The sequence below is a fragment of the Neobacillus sp. CF12 genome, assembly GCF_030348765.1.
Taxonomy (GTDB): domain Bacteria; phylum Bacillota; class Bacilli; order Bacillales; family Cytobacillaceae; genus Neobacillus.
In genome coordinates, this window is sequence record NZ_JAUCEU010000007.1 from 1,251,856 (window position 1) to 1,271,255 (window position 19,400).

Genomic DNA, 19,400 nt, shown 5'->3' on the forward strand with positions numbered 1-19,400 from the left:
ATCTTAAAGCCGATTTTAACGTGGAATTAGCTTTTTTGAGCTTTAGAAATAAGTTTGTAGGCTCTTTTCTCATTAATTAGGCAATTCTCAATGAAAATAATGCTCAATCAATCGTATTACTTTTAAAAAGCAACAACTTTTGAGAAAAGAGCCTTTATAAAACACCTAATTCACTTTCTGAGAATCTATAAATCTCTTCGATTTTTTTCCCTTTTGCTCGTGCTAGAATTTCCATCCGGACTGAAAGCTGTTTAAGGGTGAAATCCATAACCAATGCTGGATCACCACCGAACGCACTTACCTCCCTTCCTGCTATTCCTTCCTCATTTAATCTAAGAGATAAAGGAGTAAGTTCAGTCATTTTCGCGGCTACAAAATCAAAGAGATGAGGGTGTTCACAAATTAATCGTTGAAGCAGGAAGGTGCCATAGCCAATATGCCGGGATTCATCTTTTTTCAAATTTCCAATGCCCTCTAAGAGACCAGGCATGATATTTGCTGTTTCTAGTGCTTGGTAAAAAGAATAATAACCTGTTTCTGCTAAGACACCTTCAACAAACATGTTATAGACAACGGAGGCTTCTGCAATTGCTTCTGGAGATTGGTCTGTCACAAGACGTTCCATTGTAGTTGGGAGGATTTCATAGAAGATTTTTTTATATGTCTCTGTATGGAAATGGGATAAATCCCCTCTTTCGCCGATCGCATTCAATACAAGCCGGAAAAACTCTGTATGCTTTGCCTCTTCATATAGAAAAGTAGTTAAGAACATTTCTTCTTCAAGACGCCCTTCTTTCGCAATCGCCATGATCAACGGGAGCAAATCTAGCGTTACTGCTTCTTCTCCGGCTTGAAACTGTGAAATCAAGCGAAGAATGTCTTCCTTTTGTTCATGATTAAGGTTTTTCCAATCTCTAGCATCCTGACTAAAATCGATATCCGCTGGATTCCAGGTTCCTAATCTTTTTGCCTTTTGATATAAACGGAATGGGAATGAATCCTCCAATAAACCTCTTTTACTGGTCGTTAACATTTTTCTATCTGTCATTTTAGACCTCCTATTTACTTATCTCTACTTGGAATTGCAATTGCACAAGAATCCCCCCTTGTTTTAACAAAAACAACAAGAGGGCCCTTGTATAGATATAGCTATGTCTAACAAACTATTCCTATTAATCTACTTTAATTGGAACAATTTTTCCATCTTCTACAGCGGCAACTGATAAGTCAAATTCAAATCCGCCATCCTCACCAATTTTTTCAACGATATAGATTTTTTTATCTTTAGGCAAATTGTCCAATCCTGCTTGCATGTTTGCGCGGATTTTTTCAACATCATCCACCGAACCAGCAGCTTTCATCGCTTCAACAAATACATGCATGCCAATATAGTTTAGTCCTGCTTCAGACCCTGGATTCTCACCATATTTTTCATTGTATCGCTTCACAAAATCGGGGATCGCAGCTTCTTGAGAATCCACAAGCGGCATTACACCAATGGAACCATTCAATAAGTCATATGTTCCAGTTACTGCCTTCATTTCATCAAATTTCGCTTGGTCCATTACAATGAATCCGCCTTTAAAGCCAAGCTCTCTCGCTTGTTTAGCTACTTTTGCTGTTGGTTCTGAAGCACCTCCTATGAATAATACATCAGGCTTTTCTTTCAAAGCATTTGTCAAGATCGTGAAGAAATCTGTCTCTTTTGTAAAATCAATCGCTGAGTTGTAGACAACTTTACCGCCTTCTTTTTCCCAGTATTTCTTTAGGTTTTCAGCCCAGTCTTTTCCGTATTGAGAAGCCGTTGGAAGGAAGGCCACGTTCTTACCAAAATTCTCCATTGAATACTCCGTAAATGGCTGTAAATAACCATCATACCGAGGAGGGATTCGTACTGTTAACTTATTACCTTCCTCTGTAATTTTTGGTTCGCTTGAATAAGCACCAATAATAAATTTATCTAGTTGATTAAAGACTTGAAGCGCAAAGATACCGCCGCTATGTGGTGCAAAAATGATTGGTGGTTTATTCTCTTGAACCAACCTCTTAGCATTTGCTCCTGCTTCATTTGGGAGATATTTATCATCTAAGGAAACCACGTTTAATTTGTACTTCTTCCCATTAACTTCAAAACCGCCGGCAGCATTCACTTCATCGGCTGCCATTTTCACACCATTTAAGGTCCGTTCGCCATAAAAGGCAGCTGGTCCGCTTAATGGCCCGGTATATCCGATGTTAACGGTTCCTACTTCTTCACTCTTATTATCATCTTCTTTTTCATCGTTTTCCCCTGAAGTATTGGAAGAACTATTGCAAGCTGCTAAGCTGAAAACTAATACGAATATCATACTGAACATAAAAAGCCACTTCATTTTTTTCATGGTTTTCCCCCTCGTATTTATTATCGAATTTTCAGTTGCAAAACATGGTGAATGTAAACCACCACCCCCTTAGAAGGCCAACAATTTTTAAGCTCCTATGTACGCCTTCCTAACCTCTTCATTAGCAAATAACTCTGCAGAAGTACCTTGAAGGACAATCGAGCCATTTTCAAATACATAGCCTTTATCAGCAATTTTCAATGCTGCGTTGGCATTTTGTTCAGCCAATAAAATTGTCGTCCCTTCCCGATTTATTTGCTGGATGACCTCAAACATTTGCTCGACAATTAACGGAGCAAGTCCCACCGATGGTTCATCAAGCAGCATCAACTTTGGCTTCGACATTAATGCCCTGCCAATCGCTAACATTTGCTGTTGCCCACCGCTTAAAGAGCCTGCAGCATCATCCTTTTTGTCGCGGAGAATAGGAAAAAGTTCATACACATGCTCCAAAGATTTCTTAATTTCTTCTTTCTTTCGTCTATGAACAAAAGCGCCCATCTTCAGGTTTTCCTGAACAGACATAGCAGGGAATAGCTTTCGACCCTCAGGGCATTGTCCTATTCCTAATTGAACAATTTTGTCTGCTGACACCTTGTTTAATGATTTTCCTTCAAAAAGAATCTCACCCTCAGCAGGCTTACTTAAACCGCTAATTGTTCGAAATGTGGTACTTTTACCCGCACCATTTGAACCCAGTAATACGACAATTTCTCCTGCATTCACTTCGATGTTTATGTTATGAATTGCGGCAAAACTGCCGTATTTAACAGAGATGTTTTTTAGACTAAGCAATGGCATTCCCTCCCAAATAAGCCTTTATCACCGCTTCATTATTCTGGATTTCTTCCGGTTTACCCTCGGCAATTTTTTCACCATAATTTAACACCATAATTTTGTCGGCAAGTTTCATTATCATTTGCATCTTGTGCTCAATGAGACATACCGTGACGCCTTTATCTGCCATCTTGCGCATTAACTCTGCAAGACCTTCTGTTTCATCAGGATTCACACCAGCAGCAGGTTCATCTAGAAAAACAATTTCAGGATTTGTGGCTAAGGCAAGTGCAAATGCCGTTCTCTTTTTCTCTTCCTGCGTTAAGCCTGCAACTGGTTTATCCGCTACTTTTTGTAAATTAACAAATTCAATAACCTCCATTGCTTTATCACAACAAAGTGTTTCTTCCCGTTTATGCCGCTTTGTACGGAAAACCGCATCGAACAAGTTAGACTTAGTCCGTAATCGATGACCGACAATGACATTATCCAAAACAGTAGATTGCTCAAATAGATTTGTAGTCTGGAAGGTTCTTGCCACTCCCAGTTGAGCAATTTTATTAGCAGGTAATTGGGTAACATCCTTTCCTTTAAAAAGAATCTGCCCTGAACTCGGAGGATGGAAGCCGCTGATTAAGTTAAAAAAGGTAGACTTTCCAGCACCGTTAGGTCCAATAATGGCATTGATTTTTCCTTGCTCAATTGCAAAATCAACATTGTTAACAGCAACTAAACCACCAAATTTTTTGGTTAAATTCTTCGTTTCTAAAAAAATCATTTCTACCCCTCCTTTACTTGCTTTTCTGGCAGGTTCGCTGGTCTTATGTTTGTTTTATGAACCGGAGTTTTGCGCTTCTGTCCCCAGGCCGCTACTGCTCCTACAATTCCACGAGGATAGAAAATGATCAACAGTGTTAAGACCGGACCGAAAACGAGCATCCGGTAATCCTGTAAAAATTGAAGACGTTGAGAAAGAACAACAATGAGCAGCGTTCCAACAATGGGACCGCTTAACGTGCCGATACCTCCAACAAGTAAATAGGTAAGAAAATCAAACACAATTGCAATCGATCCGATATCCGGGCCAATAAAACGGACAAAGGAAGCGTATAGAGCACCTGATAACCCTGCAATGACCGTTGAAATAACGAAAACCGTTAATTTATTTTTCATCGTGGAAATCCCGATGGTCTGTGCTAAATTTTCACTATTGCGGATGGCGATATAGGTTCTGCCTGATAGGGAGTGAACGATACGGTACATGATGAGAACAACTAGAAGTAGGAAGAATAATACTAAGTAGTAATGTGTTTGCAGTGTTTCAAAAGAAAGTGGTCCGATGTTCGCTGGTGCTGGAATCCCAATTAGACCCCGCACACCCTCAGTTAGGCTGTCCCATTTATCGATAATGAGATAAATAATATAGCCGACACACAGTGTATAAATCGCAAAAAAGTGTTCTTTTGTCCTAAGCGAGATGAGTCCGGCAAAAAATCCAATCACACCTGTAATGACAAGGGACAAAAAAAGTGCTGGCCAGAAATTCATCTCTGCTTTAACGGTTAATAAACCAAGTGAATAGGCGCCTATCGCAAAGAAACCAGCATGCGCCAAGGATAAATAACCGGTATAACCCGCAAGTAAATTTAATCCGTAAACACCAATCATCCAAATAAAGGAAAGTGTCATAACATGAATGAAATAGTCGTTATTGCTGATTAATGGAAAGACAATGGCCAATAGAATGAGAACCAAAATGATAATTCTTTGAATTTTCGACATTAATGCCCCCCCTTTGAGAAAAGACCGGTAGGCTTAACCGATAGAATAATAACGAGGAGTACAAATGCAATAATGTCCTTGTAGTCATTGGAAATGTAAGTTGCCCCTAAACTCTCAGTAAACCCTAAAATATAGCCGCCTAGTATCGCTCCAGGTACACTCCCCATCCCACCGAGAATAATGATGACAAATGCTTTTAAGATAACAAGATGTCCCATCCCGGGAAAAACTAGATTAATTGGCGCACTCAATGAGGCAGCGATTGCCGCAAGCCCCCCAGAGATCATGAAGGTGAGCATCGCAACTTTATTTGTGTTAATACCAACTAGATTTGCTCCTTCACGATTTTGTGACATGGCAATAATCGTTGACCCGGTAAAGGTTTTTTTCAAGAATAACGTTAAAAGTATCATGACGACGATGGCAGCAATGACAATCAGTAAGCGCTGCATCGTGAAGGTTAAACCAAAGATTTCAACAACCTGTCCATATGGAGTTGGCATGCTTTGGTATTCTGCTCCCCACACAAATTGTGCGAAAGCTTCTAAGAATAAGAGAATACCAATGGCAGCAATCTTATCATGAATCGGCGGTGCCTCACTTAGCGGATGGAAAACGAATCTTTCCATTAGAACTCCTATTAGCCCTACTACCAAAATGGATACAAAAATAGCGAGCCAATAATGGAGTCCATACTTCGTCATCATCGTTAAAGTTATGTATCCACCCATCATGTATAGTGCACCATGCGCGAAGTTTGGTATGTGAAGGATACCATATACAAGCGTCAATCCTAACGCCACAAGACTGTAAACGCTTCCAATTGTTAACCCATTAAATAATTGCTGAATCAATATCTCCATAATTTCCCTCCCATATACTTCTCACGAAGGTCCATTGGAGCAAATATCGCTCCAATGACTCCTTGATTACTTCACTTTATTTTCTACTTTCGATTGTTCTTCTTCTTGAAGTTTTCTCCAAAGTATTTTACCGCTTGAAGTCATCGGAAATTGCTTTCGAAACTCGATTTGACGTGGATACTTATATGCGGCCATATGTTGTTTTGCCCAATTAATAATCTCTTTCTCACTTACTTTTCCTACGAAGCCTTCGTTTAAGATCACAAACGCCTTAACGGTTTCACCTCTTCTTTCATCAGGGACTCCAACAACGCATGCCTGTTGAATCGCTGGATGTTTATAGAGGAAAGTTTCTACCTCTGTAGGCCATACCTTGTAGCCTGAAGCATTGATCATTCGTTTCACGCGATCGACGATAAAGAAATATCCTTCTTCATCATAACGACCAATATCTCCAGTTCTAAAAAACTTTTTCCCATCCAGTTCAATGAATGAATGTCGATTTTCATCCTCTCGGTTGTAATAACCAACCATAATTTGTGGACCATTTACAATGATTTCTCCAATTTCGCCGACACCTAATTCTCTTCTTGTTGCTGGTTCAATGATACGTGCGTCGACATCAAAGGAAGGAATCCCCAAGCATTGCATTTTAGGTCTGTCTGCAGGATTGAAATGGGTCTGGGCAATCGTTTCAGATAGACCGTACCCCTCTACAAAACGTAACCCTGAAAGGTTAAACAATTTTTCACCGACCGCTTCAGGAAGGGCAGCACCACCGCCAGAAATCGATGTTAGTGTTGAAATATCTTCTGCCCTTAAAGCAGGATTTGCTAAGAAATCAATAATCATCGTGGCAATGGTAACCCAATGTGTACATCCTAAATTTTTTATCAATTGAACAGCGATGTCACGATTCCATCTCGTCGTTATGACCATCATACTTCCACTATAAATTGGCATGTGCATACTATGGACCATACCGGTTACATGGAAAAGTGGAAGAGCCATTAAATGGACTGCGTTAGGTGTTGTCCGAGACCAATAATAGGCACCAACTGTGTTCGCTTGTACTGTCCGGTTCGTATGCATACATCCTTTTGGCAGCCCGGTTGTGCCTGATGTATACGGTAAGACAGCGAGGTCATCACCTTTGGAAGAGTGTTCACAAGGAGTGAGATTTGCCTGGATTGCATCCCACCAAGATGTATGATTAGGCTGTGTAAATACCATTCTTTCCATCTCAACTTCCGGAGGAAGCATTCCGTCAAACTCATTTCCCTTATATTCCGAATAGGCAGCAATGATTAAGTTTTCTAGAGTGGTAGGTCCTAAAAGAGGTTGAACGCGATCATATAATTCCTGTCCTAACAACGCTGTTTTAATCTCACAATCTCGCACATAAAATTCTAGTTCCTCTGCTGTCAGCATGGGATTAATAGGGACCACGACTGCATTTGCTCGTAAAATTGCATAATATCCAATTACAAACTGTGGAGAGTTTTGCATAAATAGCAGAACTTTTTCACCTGAAACAACAGCTAATTTATGCTGCAGGTAGCCAGCGAGGGCATTGACTTCTCTATCCAAATCCTGATATGAAAGTTTTTTCCCATAATAATACATGGCATCTTGGTCTGGATATCGGCTGGAACTAACCTTTAAATTGTCATATAACGAGGTGGAAGGAACTTTAAGTGATTTTGATATTTTTGGCCAGTGTTCATAATGTAAAGTAAGCACTATTCCTCACTCCTTTATTTGAAACGCTGTCATTTTTAAAAATAATCTTGTTGAATTTAGCCTCTAGGAAGCTTGCTCTTATTTATTTCATAGAATGGAGAAATAAAAGCGATGGATAATAGCTTCCATTATTCTCCGCTTCATTTGATTACGCTCGTTCAATAATGGTAGCAATTCCCTGTCCGCCGCCAATACAGGCTGTAATGAGTGCATATCTTCCATTTGTACGTTTTAATTCATAAACTGCTTTGGTTGCCAGAATGGCACCTGTTGCCCCAAGTGGATGACCATGCGCAATGGCGCCGCCGTTCACATTCACTTTAGCTAGATCCATATTAAGTTCTCGATTACATGCTAGAACCTGTGCGGCAAAGGCTTCATTGATTTCAATTAAATCCATCTCTTCCATCGTTAATCCTGACTTCTCCATCACCTTTTTTACAGCAGGAACAGGTCCAATTCCCATGATATTGGGATCAACACCCGCAACACAGTAAGCACGGATAACAGCAAATGGAGTAAGGTTTAATTCTTCTGCTTTTTCTCTGGACATAATTACAAGTGCCGCGGCAGCATCATTTAGTCCTGAACTATTCCCTGCTGTTACAGTTCCACCTTTTAGAAATGCCGGCTGAAGCTTTGACAATGCCTCCATTGTCGTTTGTGGACGTGGATGTTCGTCTCTATTAAAGACGAAAGGATCTCCCTTTTTCACTGGGATTACAATAGGCACAATTTGTTCGTCAAAGCGTCCTTCTTCCATTGCAACCTTCATCCGCTGTTGACTCATATAGGCAAATTCGTCCTGTTCTTCTCTGGTAATCTTATATTTTTCAACGAGATTTTCAGCTGTTATCCCCATCGGTGGATCTCCGATTTCCTTTGGAGAGAGCTGTGATTTTCTAAAGTTTGGCGGTGACGCACTATATGGTTTTTCTGGACGATCCATCAAATACGGTGCCCGGCTCATACTTTCTGTTCCACCAGCAATATAAATATCACCATCGCCAGCACGAATCGCTTGTGCGGCCAGATTTATCGCATTAATCCCGGAACCACACTGGCGATCAACCGTAATACCAGGCAAATTTATCGATAATCCTGTCTGCAAGGCTGTTAATCTAGCAATATTTCCACCACCTGATAAAACATTCCCGAATAGGACATCATCAATCATTTCTGGGTCAAGATTTACTCGATTAATTGCTTCTTTAATAACCTCTGCACCAAATACATGGGCAGGAGTTTGTGCCAATGCACCACCTTGCCTGGCGATAGCCGTCCTTACCGCAGAAACTATTACTGCGTCTCTCTTCATATCACTTCACCCCTTAGTCACTAATAAGATATCACTCTACATCGCGTGGGCGCCGCCATCAACTACAACAATATCCCCTGTTATAAAATCTGAAGCAGGGGAAGCCAAGAATAATGCTACTCCTTTTAAGTCAGTATCTGAACCAAACTTACGCAATGGTGTGCCTTCTAAGATTCCCTCACTGCCCTTCTCTAGCAAACCTTTTGACATTTTTGTAGGGAAGAAACCAGGTGCGATTGCATTTACATAGATTCCATGTGGACCCCATTTAACTGCTAAATCCTTTGTAAAGGTGATGACCGCACCTTTAGAAGTGTTGTAGCCAATTGTATTCATATATTTAGGATTACTGCCTTTAAGACCTGCAACCGAGGCAATGTTAATAATTTTCCCTGATTTTTGCTCAAGCATAACTCTGCCAACAGTCTGTGACATCAAAAATGTTCCTGTTACGTTAACGTCGATTACTTTTTTCCAAGCCTGCAGGGGCATTTCTTCTGCAAGCGCTCCCCAAGTAGCGCCACTATTATTAACAAGAATATCGATTCTTCCAAATTCCTCTAGCGTTTTCTGTACCACATTCTTTACATCCTCTGGATTGGTTACATCACATTGTAATGCGAGACTGTCGACACCTATTTTCTTTAATCCTTCGCTTACTTCCTGACATGCCTCAAGTTTTCTAGAACAAACAACCACATTGGCGCCGGCTTCAGCAAATCCCTCTGCAATTTGCTGACCAAGTCCCCTTCCACCGCCTGTTACAATAGCAACTTTCCCTGTTAGATTGAATAACTCCTTAACATGCATCGACTTTTCCTCCCACTGCTCTATTTAGTCTATCTATTTCGAATTTTACATACTAACTAGTTGGTATGTTACTAAGGACATAATATCCAAAATATTTATAATATTCAATATCTATTTTTCACCAATTTTCTCGTTAGTATTTTACAAAATATTCATAGCAATAAAACCCAGCCCCAAGAATAAGTCTCTCTTCTGGCTGGGTTATTAACTTAATAGAGAGTAAACAAAATCTCACCTTTTAAAACTTCATTTCCATTTTGGTTTACTGCCTGAACTTGAAAACGAAGATTAGGTTCATTTACTTCCTTTAAGGTAGCTTGTAGCTTAATCACATCATTTAAGAAGACCATATTTTTAAAACGGATCGAGTAATCCTTCACAAATCCTTCTTCATAATATGGCGTAAAAAGCTTGGAGAGATTACCCATTGTCCACATTCCATGGGCAATTATCCCTGGTAAACCAGCCTTTTTTGCTTCCTCATCAATGGTATGGATCGGATTAAAATCTCCTGAAGCACCTGCATATTTTATTAAATCGATTCTTGAGACCGGATCTAACTGAATTTCTTGAACTGACTCTCCGACTTGTAACTGCAAAAGAGTACTCATTTTGTTAGCACCTTCCTTACTGCCTCAGAAATAACAACTGTCGATGTTGAACTAAAAATGGTATTACCGGCTAAATCCTCACCAACGTTTTCTACAATTAGAAAGCCCATTTCGCCAAAATTACCCTTTTTCTCAAAGTACTTTTTCACTTCTGAGTAACATAGAATCTCTTCGCCAACCACTAACGGACGCTCATAATGAAAGGTTTGCTCCCCATGAATTAACCCTTTATTTGGCAGATTCAAGCCTTCAATTTCACCATAATCAAATGTCCTCGGAAAAGTAGGCGGTGCAATATTGTTTTGGTACCTTGAATTTCTTCCTGTTTCTTCATCAAAATAAATAGGATGAAGGTCCCCGATTGCCTCAGCAAATTTCTTCACAGCACCTCTTTCCACTACGTTTTTCACTTTAGTAGAACGTTTTCCAACTTGGTTGTTGAACAATTTATCTTCGCCTCACTTTATCTATTAATTTTTCGGCCCGCCAGCAACGTAAATAACCTGCCCACTTACAAAGGAAGATTTTTCATCGGCAAAAAAGGCAACTGCATTCGCAATGTCTGCAGGCTTTCCGCTTCTTCCAACAGGGATACTGGCTACACTTGCTTGGATTAATTGCTCAAACGGAATCCCAATTCTCGCTGCAGTTTCCTTTGTCATTTCCGTTTCAATAAACCCTGGTGCTACAGAATTTGCTGTAATTCCATATCTGCCCAACTCAATCGCAAGTGTTTTTGTGAAACCCTGCAATCCTGCTTTTGCTGCAGCATAATTCGCCTGGCCGCGATTACCAAGCGCTGATGTAGATGAGATATTAATAATACGTCCATATTTATTTTCGACCATATACTTTTGTGCGGCACGTGCAGCATTAAAGGATCCTTTTAAATGAACATCCATGACGGTCTGCCAATCTGAATCTGTCATTTTAAATAATAGATTATCGCGAATGACTCCCGCGTTATTCACGAGAATATCAATAGAACCGAAGTTTTCGTAGGCTTCTTTCATGGCACCTTCTACCTGCTCGGCGTCAACGACATTTGCGACCTTTGAGAAAACTTGATATCCTTTTTCTTTTAATTCATTTGTTGTTTCTACTAATGCTTCTTCATTTAAGTCAATAAATGCTACTTTAGCACCTTCTTCTGCAAACCTTTCGACGATCCCTTTTCCAATGCCTCTGCTGCCACCTGTAACAAATGCCACTCTTCCTGAAAATCTTCCTGTCATGTCTATTCCTCCCTAACAAATCATTTTCATACTCTTGTACTCTAGAACATTACTAGATAACGCTTACAATTATCATTATACGTATTGACCGATTTTAACATGTCCCTTTATCAAATTCCGAGCAATAATCATTCGTTGGATTTCATCGGTGCCATCATAAATTCTCCAAAGTCGTGATTCACGGTACCAGCGCTCGATTGGTAATTCTCTAGTGTATCCCATGCCACCATGGATTTGAAGAACTCTGTCTACAACATTATTACCCATATTCGCTCCATAAAGCTTTGCCATGGAGGCTAGGTGGCGATTATCTTCACCGTTATCAAGCGTGAAGGCAGCGTTTAAAACTAACCATTTTGCTGCTTCAATTTCAACTGCGGAGTCAGCAATTTGCCACTGGATTGCTTGCCTTTCTGCAATTGGTTTTCCAAATGTAATACGTTCTTTTGAATAATCTATCGCCATTTGCAATAATCGCTCGGCTGCGCCAACAGCTGTTGCGCCAACAACCCATCTAGCAAATCCAATCCATTCTAACCCTAGGTTATACCCCTTGTTTAATTCACCAAGGATATTCTCTTCAGGAACTCTAACATTCTCAAAAACTAGGCCGGCTGGTCCCCATTCTCCCATCGTATGTATATACTCTGATTTCCAGCCCATATCTCGGTCAACGATAAAGCAGGTAACACCCTCACGCCCTTGTGTCGATTGATGTATTTCTTTATCTGTAATTGCTATTGCCATAACAAAATCTGCTTCATTTCCACCTGTGATAAATGTCTTTTCTCCATTTAGCACCCATTCATTTCCATCCTTAACAGCACTCATTTTAATATTTCTAGTATCCGAACCAGCGCCAGGCTCCGTCATGGCAAAGCAAGATTTTTTCTCACCATTAATGGTAGGAATAAGGTATTTTTGCTTTTGTTCTTCGTTACCGTAATAGAGGATGTTATCTGCGGATCCTCCAAACCTAAATGGCACAAATGTTTTAGAAACCTCCATTAATACAATAGCCATCATCATTTGCCCTAGGTCCGCCCCACCGTATTCAGCAGGCGTATTAATGCCCCAAAAACCTACTTCCTTCGCTTTCAATTGAAGTTCCTTCAGTTTTCCTGGAGGAAGACTTGGCTTCCCTTCTCTTTCATTTCTTAAAACTTCATTCTCTAATGGAATCAATTCTTTTTCTACAAATCTTCTAATTGTTTTTTGCACCATTTTTTGTTCATCCGTTAAACGTAAATACATACCTATCACTCCATTCAATTTTTTGAATTTAGTATAATAGCCGCTAAATAATAGTATGCTGACAAAACCGGTTAGATACCTACCGGTTAGTATGTTAATTTAATTTTATTCTGAACTTTCAGATAAAACAAGGTTTTTTATTAAAATCTTTTATATTCTCTTCTTCAAAATTAGACAAACTACGAAAAAAGCAGCAGGTTAACTTCGGAAAACCTGCTGCAGCCATTTAAAATGTTCCTGGTTCTGAGAAAATCCTCCAGCCATTTTCAGTCTTTTGAAAGCTTATATGTACAAATTCATATGAATTTGTATCTCCAAGAGGGACTTTAAGGTCAGTTTCCATTTCATTTCCTTTATCCTTCTTCTGAACCACTTCAGCTAAATCATAATTTAAGAGTGATCCCCCGTCTGCATTAGGCTGGATCAGCTTATTAAAAAACTCAAATATTGTTTTCTTTTTCAAAAACGAATCAATTGCACTTGTTGTAAAGGAACTAGTTAAATAGTTTACTACTTTTGCTTTTGTATCCAAATCTTTTCCGAGATATCGATATTCCTTACGATTAACCATCACGGTTTCTATCTTTCCCTCAGGTAAATCCCCGCCACTCATCACATACCTATATTGACTGGCTGCTTCCTTGACTTTTTTTAACATCAATTCATCCTCTAAATTGCTATACTTATTAATATACTTAGGAGTAATATTCGTCACAAAATTTACCTTTGGCATCATTTTTTCCGCTTGCATTCTAAAAGTTTGAAAGTAACCTTTTGTGGGTACAACGGAATTTAAACTCAAACCCTTATCTATAGCATGAATAGCTTGTTCAGGAAGATTGGCTTTCAAATGGGCATCTGCTAAATAATACCAATAATAGGCTGCATCAGGTACCTCAGCGATTCTTAGCTGATAATAGGCAATGACTGCTTGATAATAAGATGGATAATAATCCTTATCGGCTACAACCGAGTTGCCTTTCCAAGTTAACAAATCAATACTATAAGCATCTGCCATATCACGTTTCCAAACGGCAAGTCTAGTTTTATCTGCATCTTCAAAACGAACAGCTTCAATTTCGTTATACATTAATTCTTTGAGTTTTGTCAGTTTATCGTTCTTCCAATAAAAGATTTCAAGCATACTTTCTGCTGAACCTTCTGACTGCCACCCCAGAAGCAATTCCTTTTTCCTATCACCCATAACATCTGCAGCGTTAGCCCAATGAATCTTACTGCCGGACCCTTTAATAATAAATATTTTCCCCCAGCCTTTTGCATCTTTCTTCAAAACAAATGCTCCCACTTGATTATCAATATTTGTTGACTGGTAAAAAACAAGTGCTTCATCTTTTGTATCACCATCAAGGTCAATACTAATGACAGGGTCCATTCCAACAGGGCCTTCGGGGACTGTGAGTTTTGAACCCTTTGGTAAATTTCTTTGCGCTATTGAAAATAAGTCTTGTCCTTGATTCATTCCCTTCACTTGTTTGGGAGCTTTAATTAAACTCTCTGGAGCAGGAAATAAATTGCAGCTGCTAAGTAATACTAAACTCACCACTAACATCACAGCCACTTTAAGATTCTTCCCTCTCATACCATCACTCCACCATAATAAAATCTAGTTTAAAGGCAGGCGGATTTCAGCTGTTGTTCCACTGCCTTCCTTACTCGTCAGGGAAAGAAGACCGTGATGTGCCTGGATAATCTCATCAACTATAGCCAGACCTAATCCACTTCCGGCTGCTTGTGACTTCCCTTTATAAAATTTATCCTTTACAAGCTTAAGCTCTGCATCCGAAATTCCAACCCCGGTATCAGTAATCGTAATTACTGCCTCCGTCTTATCTCTCACAAGATTGACCGTAATTAAACCGCCACTCGGTGTAAACTTCAATGCATTGTCAACCAGGTTAATCAGTACCTGCTTAAGTCGATTATAGTCTGCAGAAATCTCTTCTATCGACTCATCAATCTGCACCATAACCTTTAGACCTTGCCTAACGCCTCTTGGCTCCAATTGCTGGACAACTTGCTTTATTAAGGCTGGCAGGGAGACTTTGTCAAATACTAATGGAAGTCTTCCAGATGATAAACTAGAAAAATCCAATAATTCATTTAGCAAGCCGTTTAATCGATCACTTTCCTTCGAAATAATTTCTAATCCATCTTGAAAAAAAACATCCTCCGACATGGATTGTAAGGTAACAGCCCATCCTTTAATAGAGGTTAACGGCGTCCTGAGTTCATGCGACACGGAAGCAATAAACTCATTCTTCAATTGTTCATTTTTTTCAATTTTCTTGGCCATATAGTTTAATGTATTTGCTAATTTACCAATTTCATCATCTTTTTCCTTCGGGATTCGCGTCGAGAGTTTTCCAGAAGCAAGTTGTTCAGCCGCTGCTGTAATCACACTTACTGGCTTGGTGATGGTATTCGCTCAAAAGAGGCTCATAACAGCAGCAGCCATAATAACAACTCCACCAAACGATAAAAGTAACAGTGTGTTCTGAAAATAAATACCATTTACTTTCTCTAGCGAGGTAGTAAACCGTATTGCTCCAATCACAGTACTTCCCCTTTTTATGGGCTGAGTTACGATTAACACCCTTTCACCATCAAGGACAGTGTCCAAGTATCCGGTTGTTCCCATTAGAGCATTTCCTACATCTTCATATATGCTTACATTCTTTTCATTACTTTCATGTGTATCGGCTAAAATTAGCCCTTTTTCATCTACTAATTGCACCTGTGCATCGACAAGAAAATTGTATTGATTTAAGAGATTTACTGCGTCTGGTTTTAAACGGTAGTCAATGATTTCCTGTTCATAAAAAGAAGAGAACATTGTCCCTTGGTCTCGTAATGCCTGTTTCATACCATCCATATAATAAAGTCTCAAGGCAAAAAGAATCATGGCTTCAAATAAGGCCACACTGAAAATGATGAGTATCAAATAACTCCATACTACTCTTCTTTTTATTCCTTTTTTCATTGTTGTTTCTCACTCACTTGAAAGCAATAGCCAAAACCCCAGATCGTCTTTAGATGAATAGGATGGGAAGGATCCTCTTCGATTTTTTCACTTAGTCTCCTAATATGGACATCGACGGTTTTCGGATCACCAAAGTAATTGATTCCCCATATTTCATCTAAAAGTTCATCCCTAGTAATGGGCTCATTAAATCGATCAAAAAACAACTTTATTAATTGGTATTCTCTAGCGGTTAACTTAACTAACTGACCAGATTTATATAATCGCTGCGTTTTCGTTTCCAAAACAAAAGGTCCAGTACTTATCACATTTACGGGGGTCTTTGGACTGATTTGGTTTGTTCTTCTCAGAACTGTACGAATTCTCGCGACCAATTCTAACGGGTTGAATGGCTTCACAATATAATCATCAGCACCTAGTTCTAACCCCATTATCTTTTCCATATCCTGCCCTCGTGCTGAAACGATGACAATGGGCAGCGCCGGGTGACTTTCTCTAAGTTTTGTACAAATCTCAAACCCATCCATATCAGGGAGCATTAAATCTAACAACACTAAAGCAGGGGATTGGTCATGAACAAGCCGAATCGCTTCTTTCCCATCCCCTGCTTCTATTACCTCATAATTTGATCTTTGTAGGTTAAATACAATTAACTTACGAATAGGTACTTCATCCTCAACCACTAAAATCTTAGCGTTAGTCATCCTATTTTCCTCACAATTTACTAAAATATACTTCTTCTAATATTTTACATCTTTCGGTAATAGTTAGAAAAGTACTTTCTGAAGAATTAGTAAATTGTATGAATAGAATCTACCTAATTTTATCCAGCCAACTCCTTACGTAAGTTCTCATTCATTAGGGCTTTTAATTGTTTAATGGCTCGATGCTGTGTTGTCTTCACTTTACTCTCCTTCCAGCCTAATACATGAGCAGTCTCTAAAATCGAGAACTCCTGGATATACCGGAGGATAATAACACTTCTTTGATCAATCGTGCATTTTTCAAGGCAGCGGTACATTAATCTCTTTTCTTCCGATTGAAAAATAATTTCTTCTGGTAATGGTGATTCATCCTTAATCGGCAGATATAAAATTTCTACTTTGTTAAGCGTTCGTTGATTCAATCCCTTATGTTTTCGAAAGAAGTCAATCGCAACATTACGTGCAATAGCAATCAGCCATGTCTTCTCACTGCTCTCTCCCTTAATGTGCTGGTAGGATTTCAATACACGAATATACACTTCTTGAACAAGGTCCTCTGCTTGCTCCCTATTTTGGACCATATAATAAAGGAAATTAAAAAGTTCATGATGATATTTTTTATATAATTCATTGAAAATTGTTTCCACAGACCATCTCACCCACCTTTTATCTTCCAGAACATCATACTTTTTTTTACCAAAAAAAGGGTTACACACTGGTAACCACTTTTCAATGGATTGTTACCTATTTGTAACCTTTTTATTGTAATTATGTAGATTTCCTGTTTTCTGATATTCCATATTCCTACAGTTTCTAGTACTATATACTATGTGACTATATTTTTTTTTAATTTCTAAAACTTTTCTTTCCCAGAACAGGAGAATTACATGAAGAAGATGAACTTGGTATTATTGTTCTTAATAACCAGCTTTATATGGATATATGTAAGTAATTATGTAATAACCCACTACATTCCCTCATCTTTCGATTATTATGTTGAAAGAGGAAAAGAGATCTTTTATATTATTGTAACTGGCGGAATTTTTTATTTCTTTATCCTTAACAAAGAAGAACTGAATTCCACCAAAGAACAAGAAAAACGTTTATCTACTCTCATAAATTCAATGGTTGATTTTGTGAACTTCAAAGATGGCGAAGGTCGATGGATTCAAGCCAATGATTTTGGTTTAAAATTATTTCAACTCGAAAATGTCAATTATTTGGGTAAGAAAGACTCTGAATTAGCGCAATACACTGAATTCTATTCAGATGCACTTAAGTACTGTGAAGTATCTGATGAAGAAACGTGGGAAAATGGTACGGTAACTCGTTGCGAGGAAGTTGTACCTCTCCCAGATGGCACATCAAAAATTTTTGATACGATTAAGGTACCACTGTTCCATGAGGATGGAAGCAGAGAGGGTTTAGTTATTATTGGCCGTGATATTACTACACTAAGACAGACAGAAGAACGTCTTAGCAGAACGGAAAAACTTTCGGTTGTTGGCGAGTTATCTGCAAGTGTCGCTCATGAGATTAGAAATCCACTAACATCATTAAAAGGATTTGTCCAATTATTGCAAATGGAGGACGATAAACATCAAGATTATTATCAAATCATGCTTGATGAATTGAATCGAATTAACCACATTGTTGGTGAATTATTACTCTTAGCAAAACCACAGCATTTAAAATATACAAAAATGGCGATTCAAAAAGTATTAAATGATGTTATTTCCTTATTAGCTGTTGAAGCAACCCTTTACAATGTTCAAATTGAGGTTAATTTTCCAAAAGAGGATATCATCATTGAATGTGAGCCAAACCAATTAAAACAATTATTTATTAACGTTATCAAAAATTCAATTGAAGCGTCGCAGAATGATAGTACAATTACAATTAGCCTCTTTCGATTGGAACAAGACAAAATATCGATTACAGTAAAAGACAATGGTTGTGGGATTTCAAAAGAACGGTTAGAAAAAATTGGAGAACCCTTCTACTCATCTAAGGAAAAAGGGACAGGCTTAGGCTTAACAGTAAGTTTTAAGATTGTCCAATCTCACAATGGCACTATCAACTTTGAAAGTGAGATTGGCACAGGTACTTTAGTCAACATTACGTTACCGATGCTGCAAAATTCCTCTCCTGCAAAAAGTTAATTAAATGTTACTGCATAAAAAATTGCCTTTCCTGTTGGAAAAGGCAATTTTTTTTCAATCTAATTCTACCTAATGGGGACTAACCTTATGTGTATGTTTTTGTCTACTTTCTTTTAGATGTAATCTGATTAAAAAGGAAATTCCCAATGTGATTCTATTCTTCCAAAGTCTGATTTTTCTTTCTTTTGGTCCAAACACATAACGATTCCAAAGTATATATATTGACTCCTCAAGAATGATAAATAGAAGGTAAATTGATATGGTTATACCAATCCAGTACCACATTTCAAGAACCCCTTTCTCTATGTTTACTTAATTGATGTTATCTTAATTATACCTTCTACCCTCTTGACAATTCGGAAATTTCACTCTCCTTTTACTTACAATTTTCTACATAAATACAAAAAAAAAAACGCTTGAATAGCGTTTTTTCTGTCAATATTAGTTTGGTTCCTTATATGTTTTTGCCCGTTCACTGTCGCTCATGCCCTTAGTTGTTGGATCTTGTATAATTCCCATCATCGAAAGTAAAATGAATACTGCATTAACCAAAGTTAAAATGTTTTGCTGGATTGCATCTGATAGTTGAAAATCGATCATTCCTAATGCATTTAATCCTCCTATGAGCATTTGCAATACAATCATAAGTTGTGCAACAAAGGCTAAAACCCAGCTTCTGTTTCTAAAGCGGACCTTCCAGTTAATCATTTTCTCATCCCCTTCATATGTTATTAACATTCTTTCTATTAACATATGCTT

The 19,400-nt window shown here is 38.6% G+C and carries 20 protein-coding genes; 1 reads left to right on the top strand and 19 read right to left on the bottom strand.

The window, feature by feature from the left end; translation table 11 throughout:
- Positions 1 to 154 precede the first annotated feature (154 nt).
- From QUG14_RS06290 to QUG14_RS06375, 18 genes are all read right to left on the bottom strand, one after another.
- Entirely contained in the window at positions 155 to 1,048 is an 894-nt protein-coding gene (locus QUG14_RS06290) for a R2-like ligand-binding oxidase (RefSeq protein ID WP_289339667.1), read from the bottom strand.
- A gap of 124 nt (positions 1,049 to 1,172) precedes the next feature.
- The gene (locus QUG14_RS06295; RefSeq protein ID WP_289339668.1) at positions 1,173 to 2,381 is read right to left on the bottom strand and encodes an ABC transporter substrate-binding protein; all 1,209 of its coding nucleotides are present in this window, start codon (positions 2,379 to 2,381) and stop codon (positions 1,173 to 1,175) included.
- Between the two features lie 87 nt (positions 2,382 to 2,468).
- Positions 2,469 to 3,182 carry an ABC transporter ATP-binding protein gene (locus QUG14_RS06300; RefSeq protein ID WP_483310705.1) on the bottom strand — a complete coding sequence of 238 codons (714 nt, stop codon included), beginning with the start codon at positions 3,180 to 3,182 and terminating at the stop codon, positions 2,469 to 2,471.
- On the bottom strand, positions 3,169 to 3,936 hold the full coding sequence (locus QUG14_RS06305; RefSeq protein ID WP_289339670.1) for an ABC transporter ATP-binding protein: 768 nt from the start codon (positions 3,934 to 3,936) through the stop codon (positions 3,169 to 3,171). Before QUG14_RS06305 ends, QUG14_RS06300 begins: the two co-directional genes overlap by 14 nt.
- 2 nt (positions 3,937 to 3,938) lie before the next feature.
- The gene (locus tag QUG14_RS06310; RefSeq protein ID WP_289339671.1) at positions 3,939 to 4,940 is read right to left on the bottom strand and encodes a branched-chain amino acid ABC transporter permease; all 1,002 of its coding nucleotides are present in this window, start codon (positions 4,938 to 4,940) and stop codon (positions 3,939 to 3,941) included.
- Positions 4,940 to 5,803 (bottom strand): branched-chain amino acid ABC transporter permease, encoded by an 864-nt coding sequence (locus QUG14_RS06315; RefSeq protein WP_289339672.1) that lies wholly within the window; start codon positions 5,801 to 5,803, stop codon positions 4,940 to 4,942. The genes QUG14_RS06310 and QUG14_RS06315 overlap by 1 nt, the downstream gene beginning before the upstream one ends.
- Positions 5,804 to 5,869: 66 nt before the next feature.
- Positions 5,870 to 7,546 (bottom strand): long-chain fatty acid--CoA ligase, encoded by a 1,677-nt coding sequence (locus QUG14_RS06320; RefSeq protein ID WP_289339673.1) that lies wholly within the window; start codon positions 7,544 to 7,546, stop codon positions 5,870 to 5,872.
- Positions 7,547 to 7,694: 148 nt separating this feature from the next.
- Positions 7,695 to 8,864, bottom strand: a complete 1,170-nt coding sequence (locus tag QUG14_RS06325) for a thiolase family protein (protein ID WP_289339674.1) — start codon at positions 8,862 to 8,864, stop codon at positions 7,695 to 7,697.
- Between the two features lie 36 nt (positions 8,865 to 8,900).
- Positions 8,901 to 9,674 (bottom strand): SDR family oxidoreductase, encoded by a 774-nt coding sequence (locus tag QUG14_RS06330; RefSeq protein WP_289339675.1) that lies wholly within the window; start codon positions 9,672 to 9,674, stop codon positions 8,901 to 8,903.
- Positions 9,675 to 9,883: 209 nt separating this feature from the next.
- Complete coding sequence (locus tag QUG14_RS06335; protein WP_289339676.1) at positions 9,884 to 10,285, bottom strand: MaoC/PaaZ C-terminal domain-containing protein; 402 nt, start codon at positions 10,283 to 10,285, stop codon at positions 9,884 to 9,886.
- Positions 10,282 to 10,731, bottom strand: coding sequence for a MaoC family dehydratase N-terminal domain-containing protein (locus QUG14_RS06340; RefSeq protein WP_289339677.1), 450 nt, complete (start codon positions 10,729 to 10,731; stop codon positions 10,282 to 10,284). The genes QUG14_RS06335 and QUG14_RS06340 overlap by 4 nt, the downstream gene beginning before the upstream one ends.
- Positions 10,732 to 10,755: 24 nt before the next feature.
- Positions 10,756 to 11,520 carry a 3-oxoacyl-ACP reductase FabG gene (gene fabG, locus QUG14_RS06345; protein WP_289339678.1) on the bottom strand — a complete coding sequence of 255 codons (765 nt, stop codon included), beginning with the start codon at positions 11,518 to 11,520 and terminating at the stop codon, positions 10,756 to 10,758.
- A 75-nt stretch (positions 11,521 to 11,595) separates the two neighbouring features.
- The gene (locus QUG14_RS06350; protein ID WP_289339679.1) at positions 11,596 to 12,774 is read right to left on the bottom strand and encodes an acyl-CoA dehydrogenase family protein; all 1,179 of its coding nucleotides are present in this window, start codon (positions 12,772 to 12,774) and stop codon (positions 11,596 to 11,598) included.
- Positions 12,775 to 13,000: 226 nt separating this feature from the next.
- Complete coding sequence (locus QUG14_RS06355; RefSeq protein WP_289339680.1) at positions 13,001 to 14,374, bottom strand: DL-endopeptidase inhibitor IseA family protein; 1,374 nt, start codon at positions 14,372 to 14,374, stop codon at positions 13,001 to 13,003.
- A gap of 24 nt (positions 14,375 to 14,398) precedes the next feature.
- Positions 14,399 to 15,211: a HAMP domain-containing sensor histidine kinase gene (locus QUG14_RS06360; RefSeq protein ID WP_289344083.1), complete on the bottom strand. Its 813-nt coding sequence runs from the start codon at positions 15,209 to 15,211 to the stop codon at positions 14,399 to 14,401.
- Positions 15,212 to 15,220: 9 nt separating this feature from the next.
- On the bottom strand, positions 15,221 to 15,775 hold the full coding sequence (locus QUG14_RS06365; RefSeq protein WP_289339681.1) for a hypothetical protein: 555 nt from the start codon (positions 15,773 to 15,775) through the stop codon (positions 15,221 to 15,223).
- Positions 15,772 to 16,479, bottom strand: a complete 708-nt coding sequence (locus QUG14_RS06370; protein ID WP_289339682.1) for a response regulator transcription factor — start codon at positions 16,477 to 16,479, stop codon at positions 15,772 to 15,774. The genes QUG14_RS06365 and QUG14_RS06370 overlap by 4 nt, the downstream gene beginning before the upstream one ends.
- Positions 16,480 to 16,598: 119 nt before the next feature.
- Positions 16,599 to 17,126 carry an RNA polymerase sigma factor SigX gene (locus QUG14_RS06375; RefSeq protein WP_289339683.1) on the bottom strand — a complete coding sequence of 176 codons (528 nt, stop codon included), beginning with the start codon at positions 17,124 to 17,126 and terminating at the stop codon, positions 16,599 to 16,601.
- A 240-nt stretch (positions 17,127 to 17,366) separates the two neighbouring features.
- On the opposite strand from QUG14_RS06375, the gene QUG14_RS06380 reads away from it, so the two are divergent.
- The gene (locus QUG14_RS06380) at positions 17,367 to 18,641 is read left to right on the top strand and encodes an ATP-binding protein (protein ID WP_289339684.1); all 1,275 of its coding nucleotides are present in this window, start codon (positions 17,367 to 17,369) and stop codon (positions 18,639 to 18,641) included.
- A 441-nt stretch (positions 18,642 to 19,082) separates the two neighbouring features.
- On the opposite strand, the gene QUG14_RS06385 is transcribed toward QUG14_RS06380, so the two are convergent.
- Positions 19,083 to 19,349, bottom strand: coding sequence for a phage holin (locus tag QUG14_RS06385; RefSeq protein ID WP_289339685.1), 267 nt, complete (start codon positions 19,347 to 19,349; stop codon positions 19,083 to 19,085).
- Positions 19,350 to 19,400 lie beyond the last annotated feature (51 nt).

Coding starts and splice junctions, on each gene's coding strand:
- QUG14_RS06295 (WP_289339668.1), bottom strand. CDS start 2,381: ATGAAAAAAATGAAGTGGCTTTTTATGTTCAGTATGATATTCGTATTA.
- QUG14_RS06335 (WP_289339676.1), bottom strand. CDS start 10,285: ATGAGTACTCTTTTGCAGTTACAAGTCGGAGAGTCAGTTCAAGAAATT.
- QUG14_RS06315 (WP_289339672.1), bottom strand. CDS start 5,803: ATGGAGATATTGATTCAGCAATTATTTAATGGGTTAACAATTGGAAGC.
- QUG14_RS06325 (WP_289339674.1), bottom strand. CDS start 8,864: ATGAAGAGAGACGCAGTAATAGTTTCTGCGGTAAGGACGGCTATCGCC.
- fabG (WP_289339678.1), bottom strand. CDS start 11,520: ATGACAGGAAGATTTTCAGGAAGAGTGGCATTTGTTACAGGTGGCAGC.
- QUG14_RS06355 (WP_289339680.1), bottom strand. CDS start 14,374: ATGAGAGGGAAGAATCTTAAAGTGGCTGTGATGTTAGTGGTGAGTTTA.
- QUG14_RS06290 (WP_289339667.1), bottom strand. CDS start 1,048: ATGACAGATAGAAAAATGTTAACGACCAGTAAAAGAGGTTTATTGGAG.
- QUG14_RS06385 (WP_289339685.1), bottom strand. CDS start 19,349: ATGATTAACTGGAAGGTCCGCTTTAGAAACAGAAGCTGGGTTTTAGCC.
- QUG14_RS06305 (WP_289339670.1), bottom strand. CDS start 3,936: ATGATTTTTTTAGAAACGAAGAATTTAACCAAAAAATTTGGTGGTTTA.
- QUG14_RS06330 (WP_289339675.1), bottom strand. CDS start 9,674: ATGCATGTTAAGGAGTTATTCAATCTAACAGGGAAAGTTGCTATTGTA.
- QUG14_RS06380 (WP_289339684.1), top strand. CDS start 17,367: ATGAAGAAGATGAACTTGGTATTATTGTTCTTAATAACCAGCTTTATA.
- QUG14_RS06350 (WP_289339679.1), bottom strand. CDS start 12,774: ATGTATTTACGTTTAACGGATGAACAAAAAATGGTGCAAAAAACAATT.
- QUG14_RS06310 (WP_289339671.1), bottom strand. CDS start 4,940: ATGTCGAAAATTCAAAGAATTATCATTTTGGTTCTCATTCTATTGGCC.
- QUG14_RS06365 (WP_289339681.1), bottom strand. CDS start 15,775: ATGAAAAAAGGAATAAAAAGAAGAGTAGTATGGAGTTATTTGATACTC.
- QUG14_RS06300 (WP_483310705.1), bottom strand. CDS start 3,182: ATGCCATTGCTTAGTCTAAAAAACATCTCTGTTAAATACGGCAGTTTT.
- QUG14_RS06370 (WP_289339682.1), bottom strand. CDS start 16,479: ATGACTAACGCTAAGATTTTAGTGGTTGAGGATGAAGTACCTATTCGT.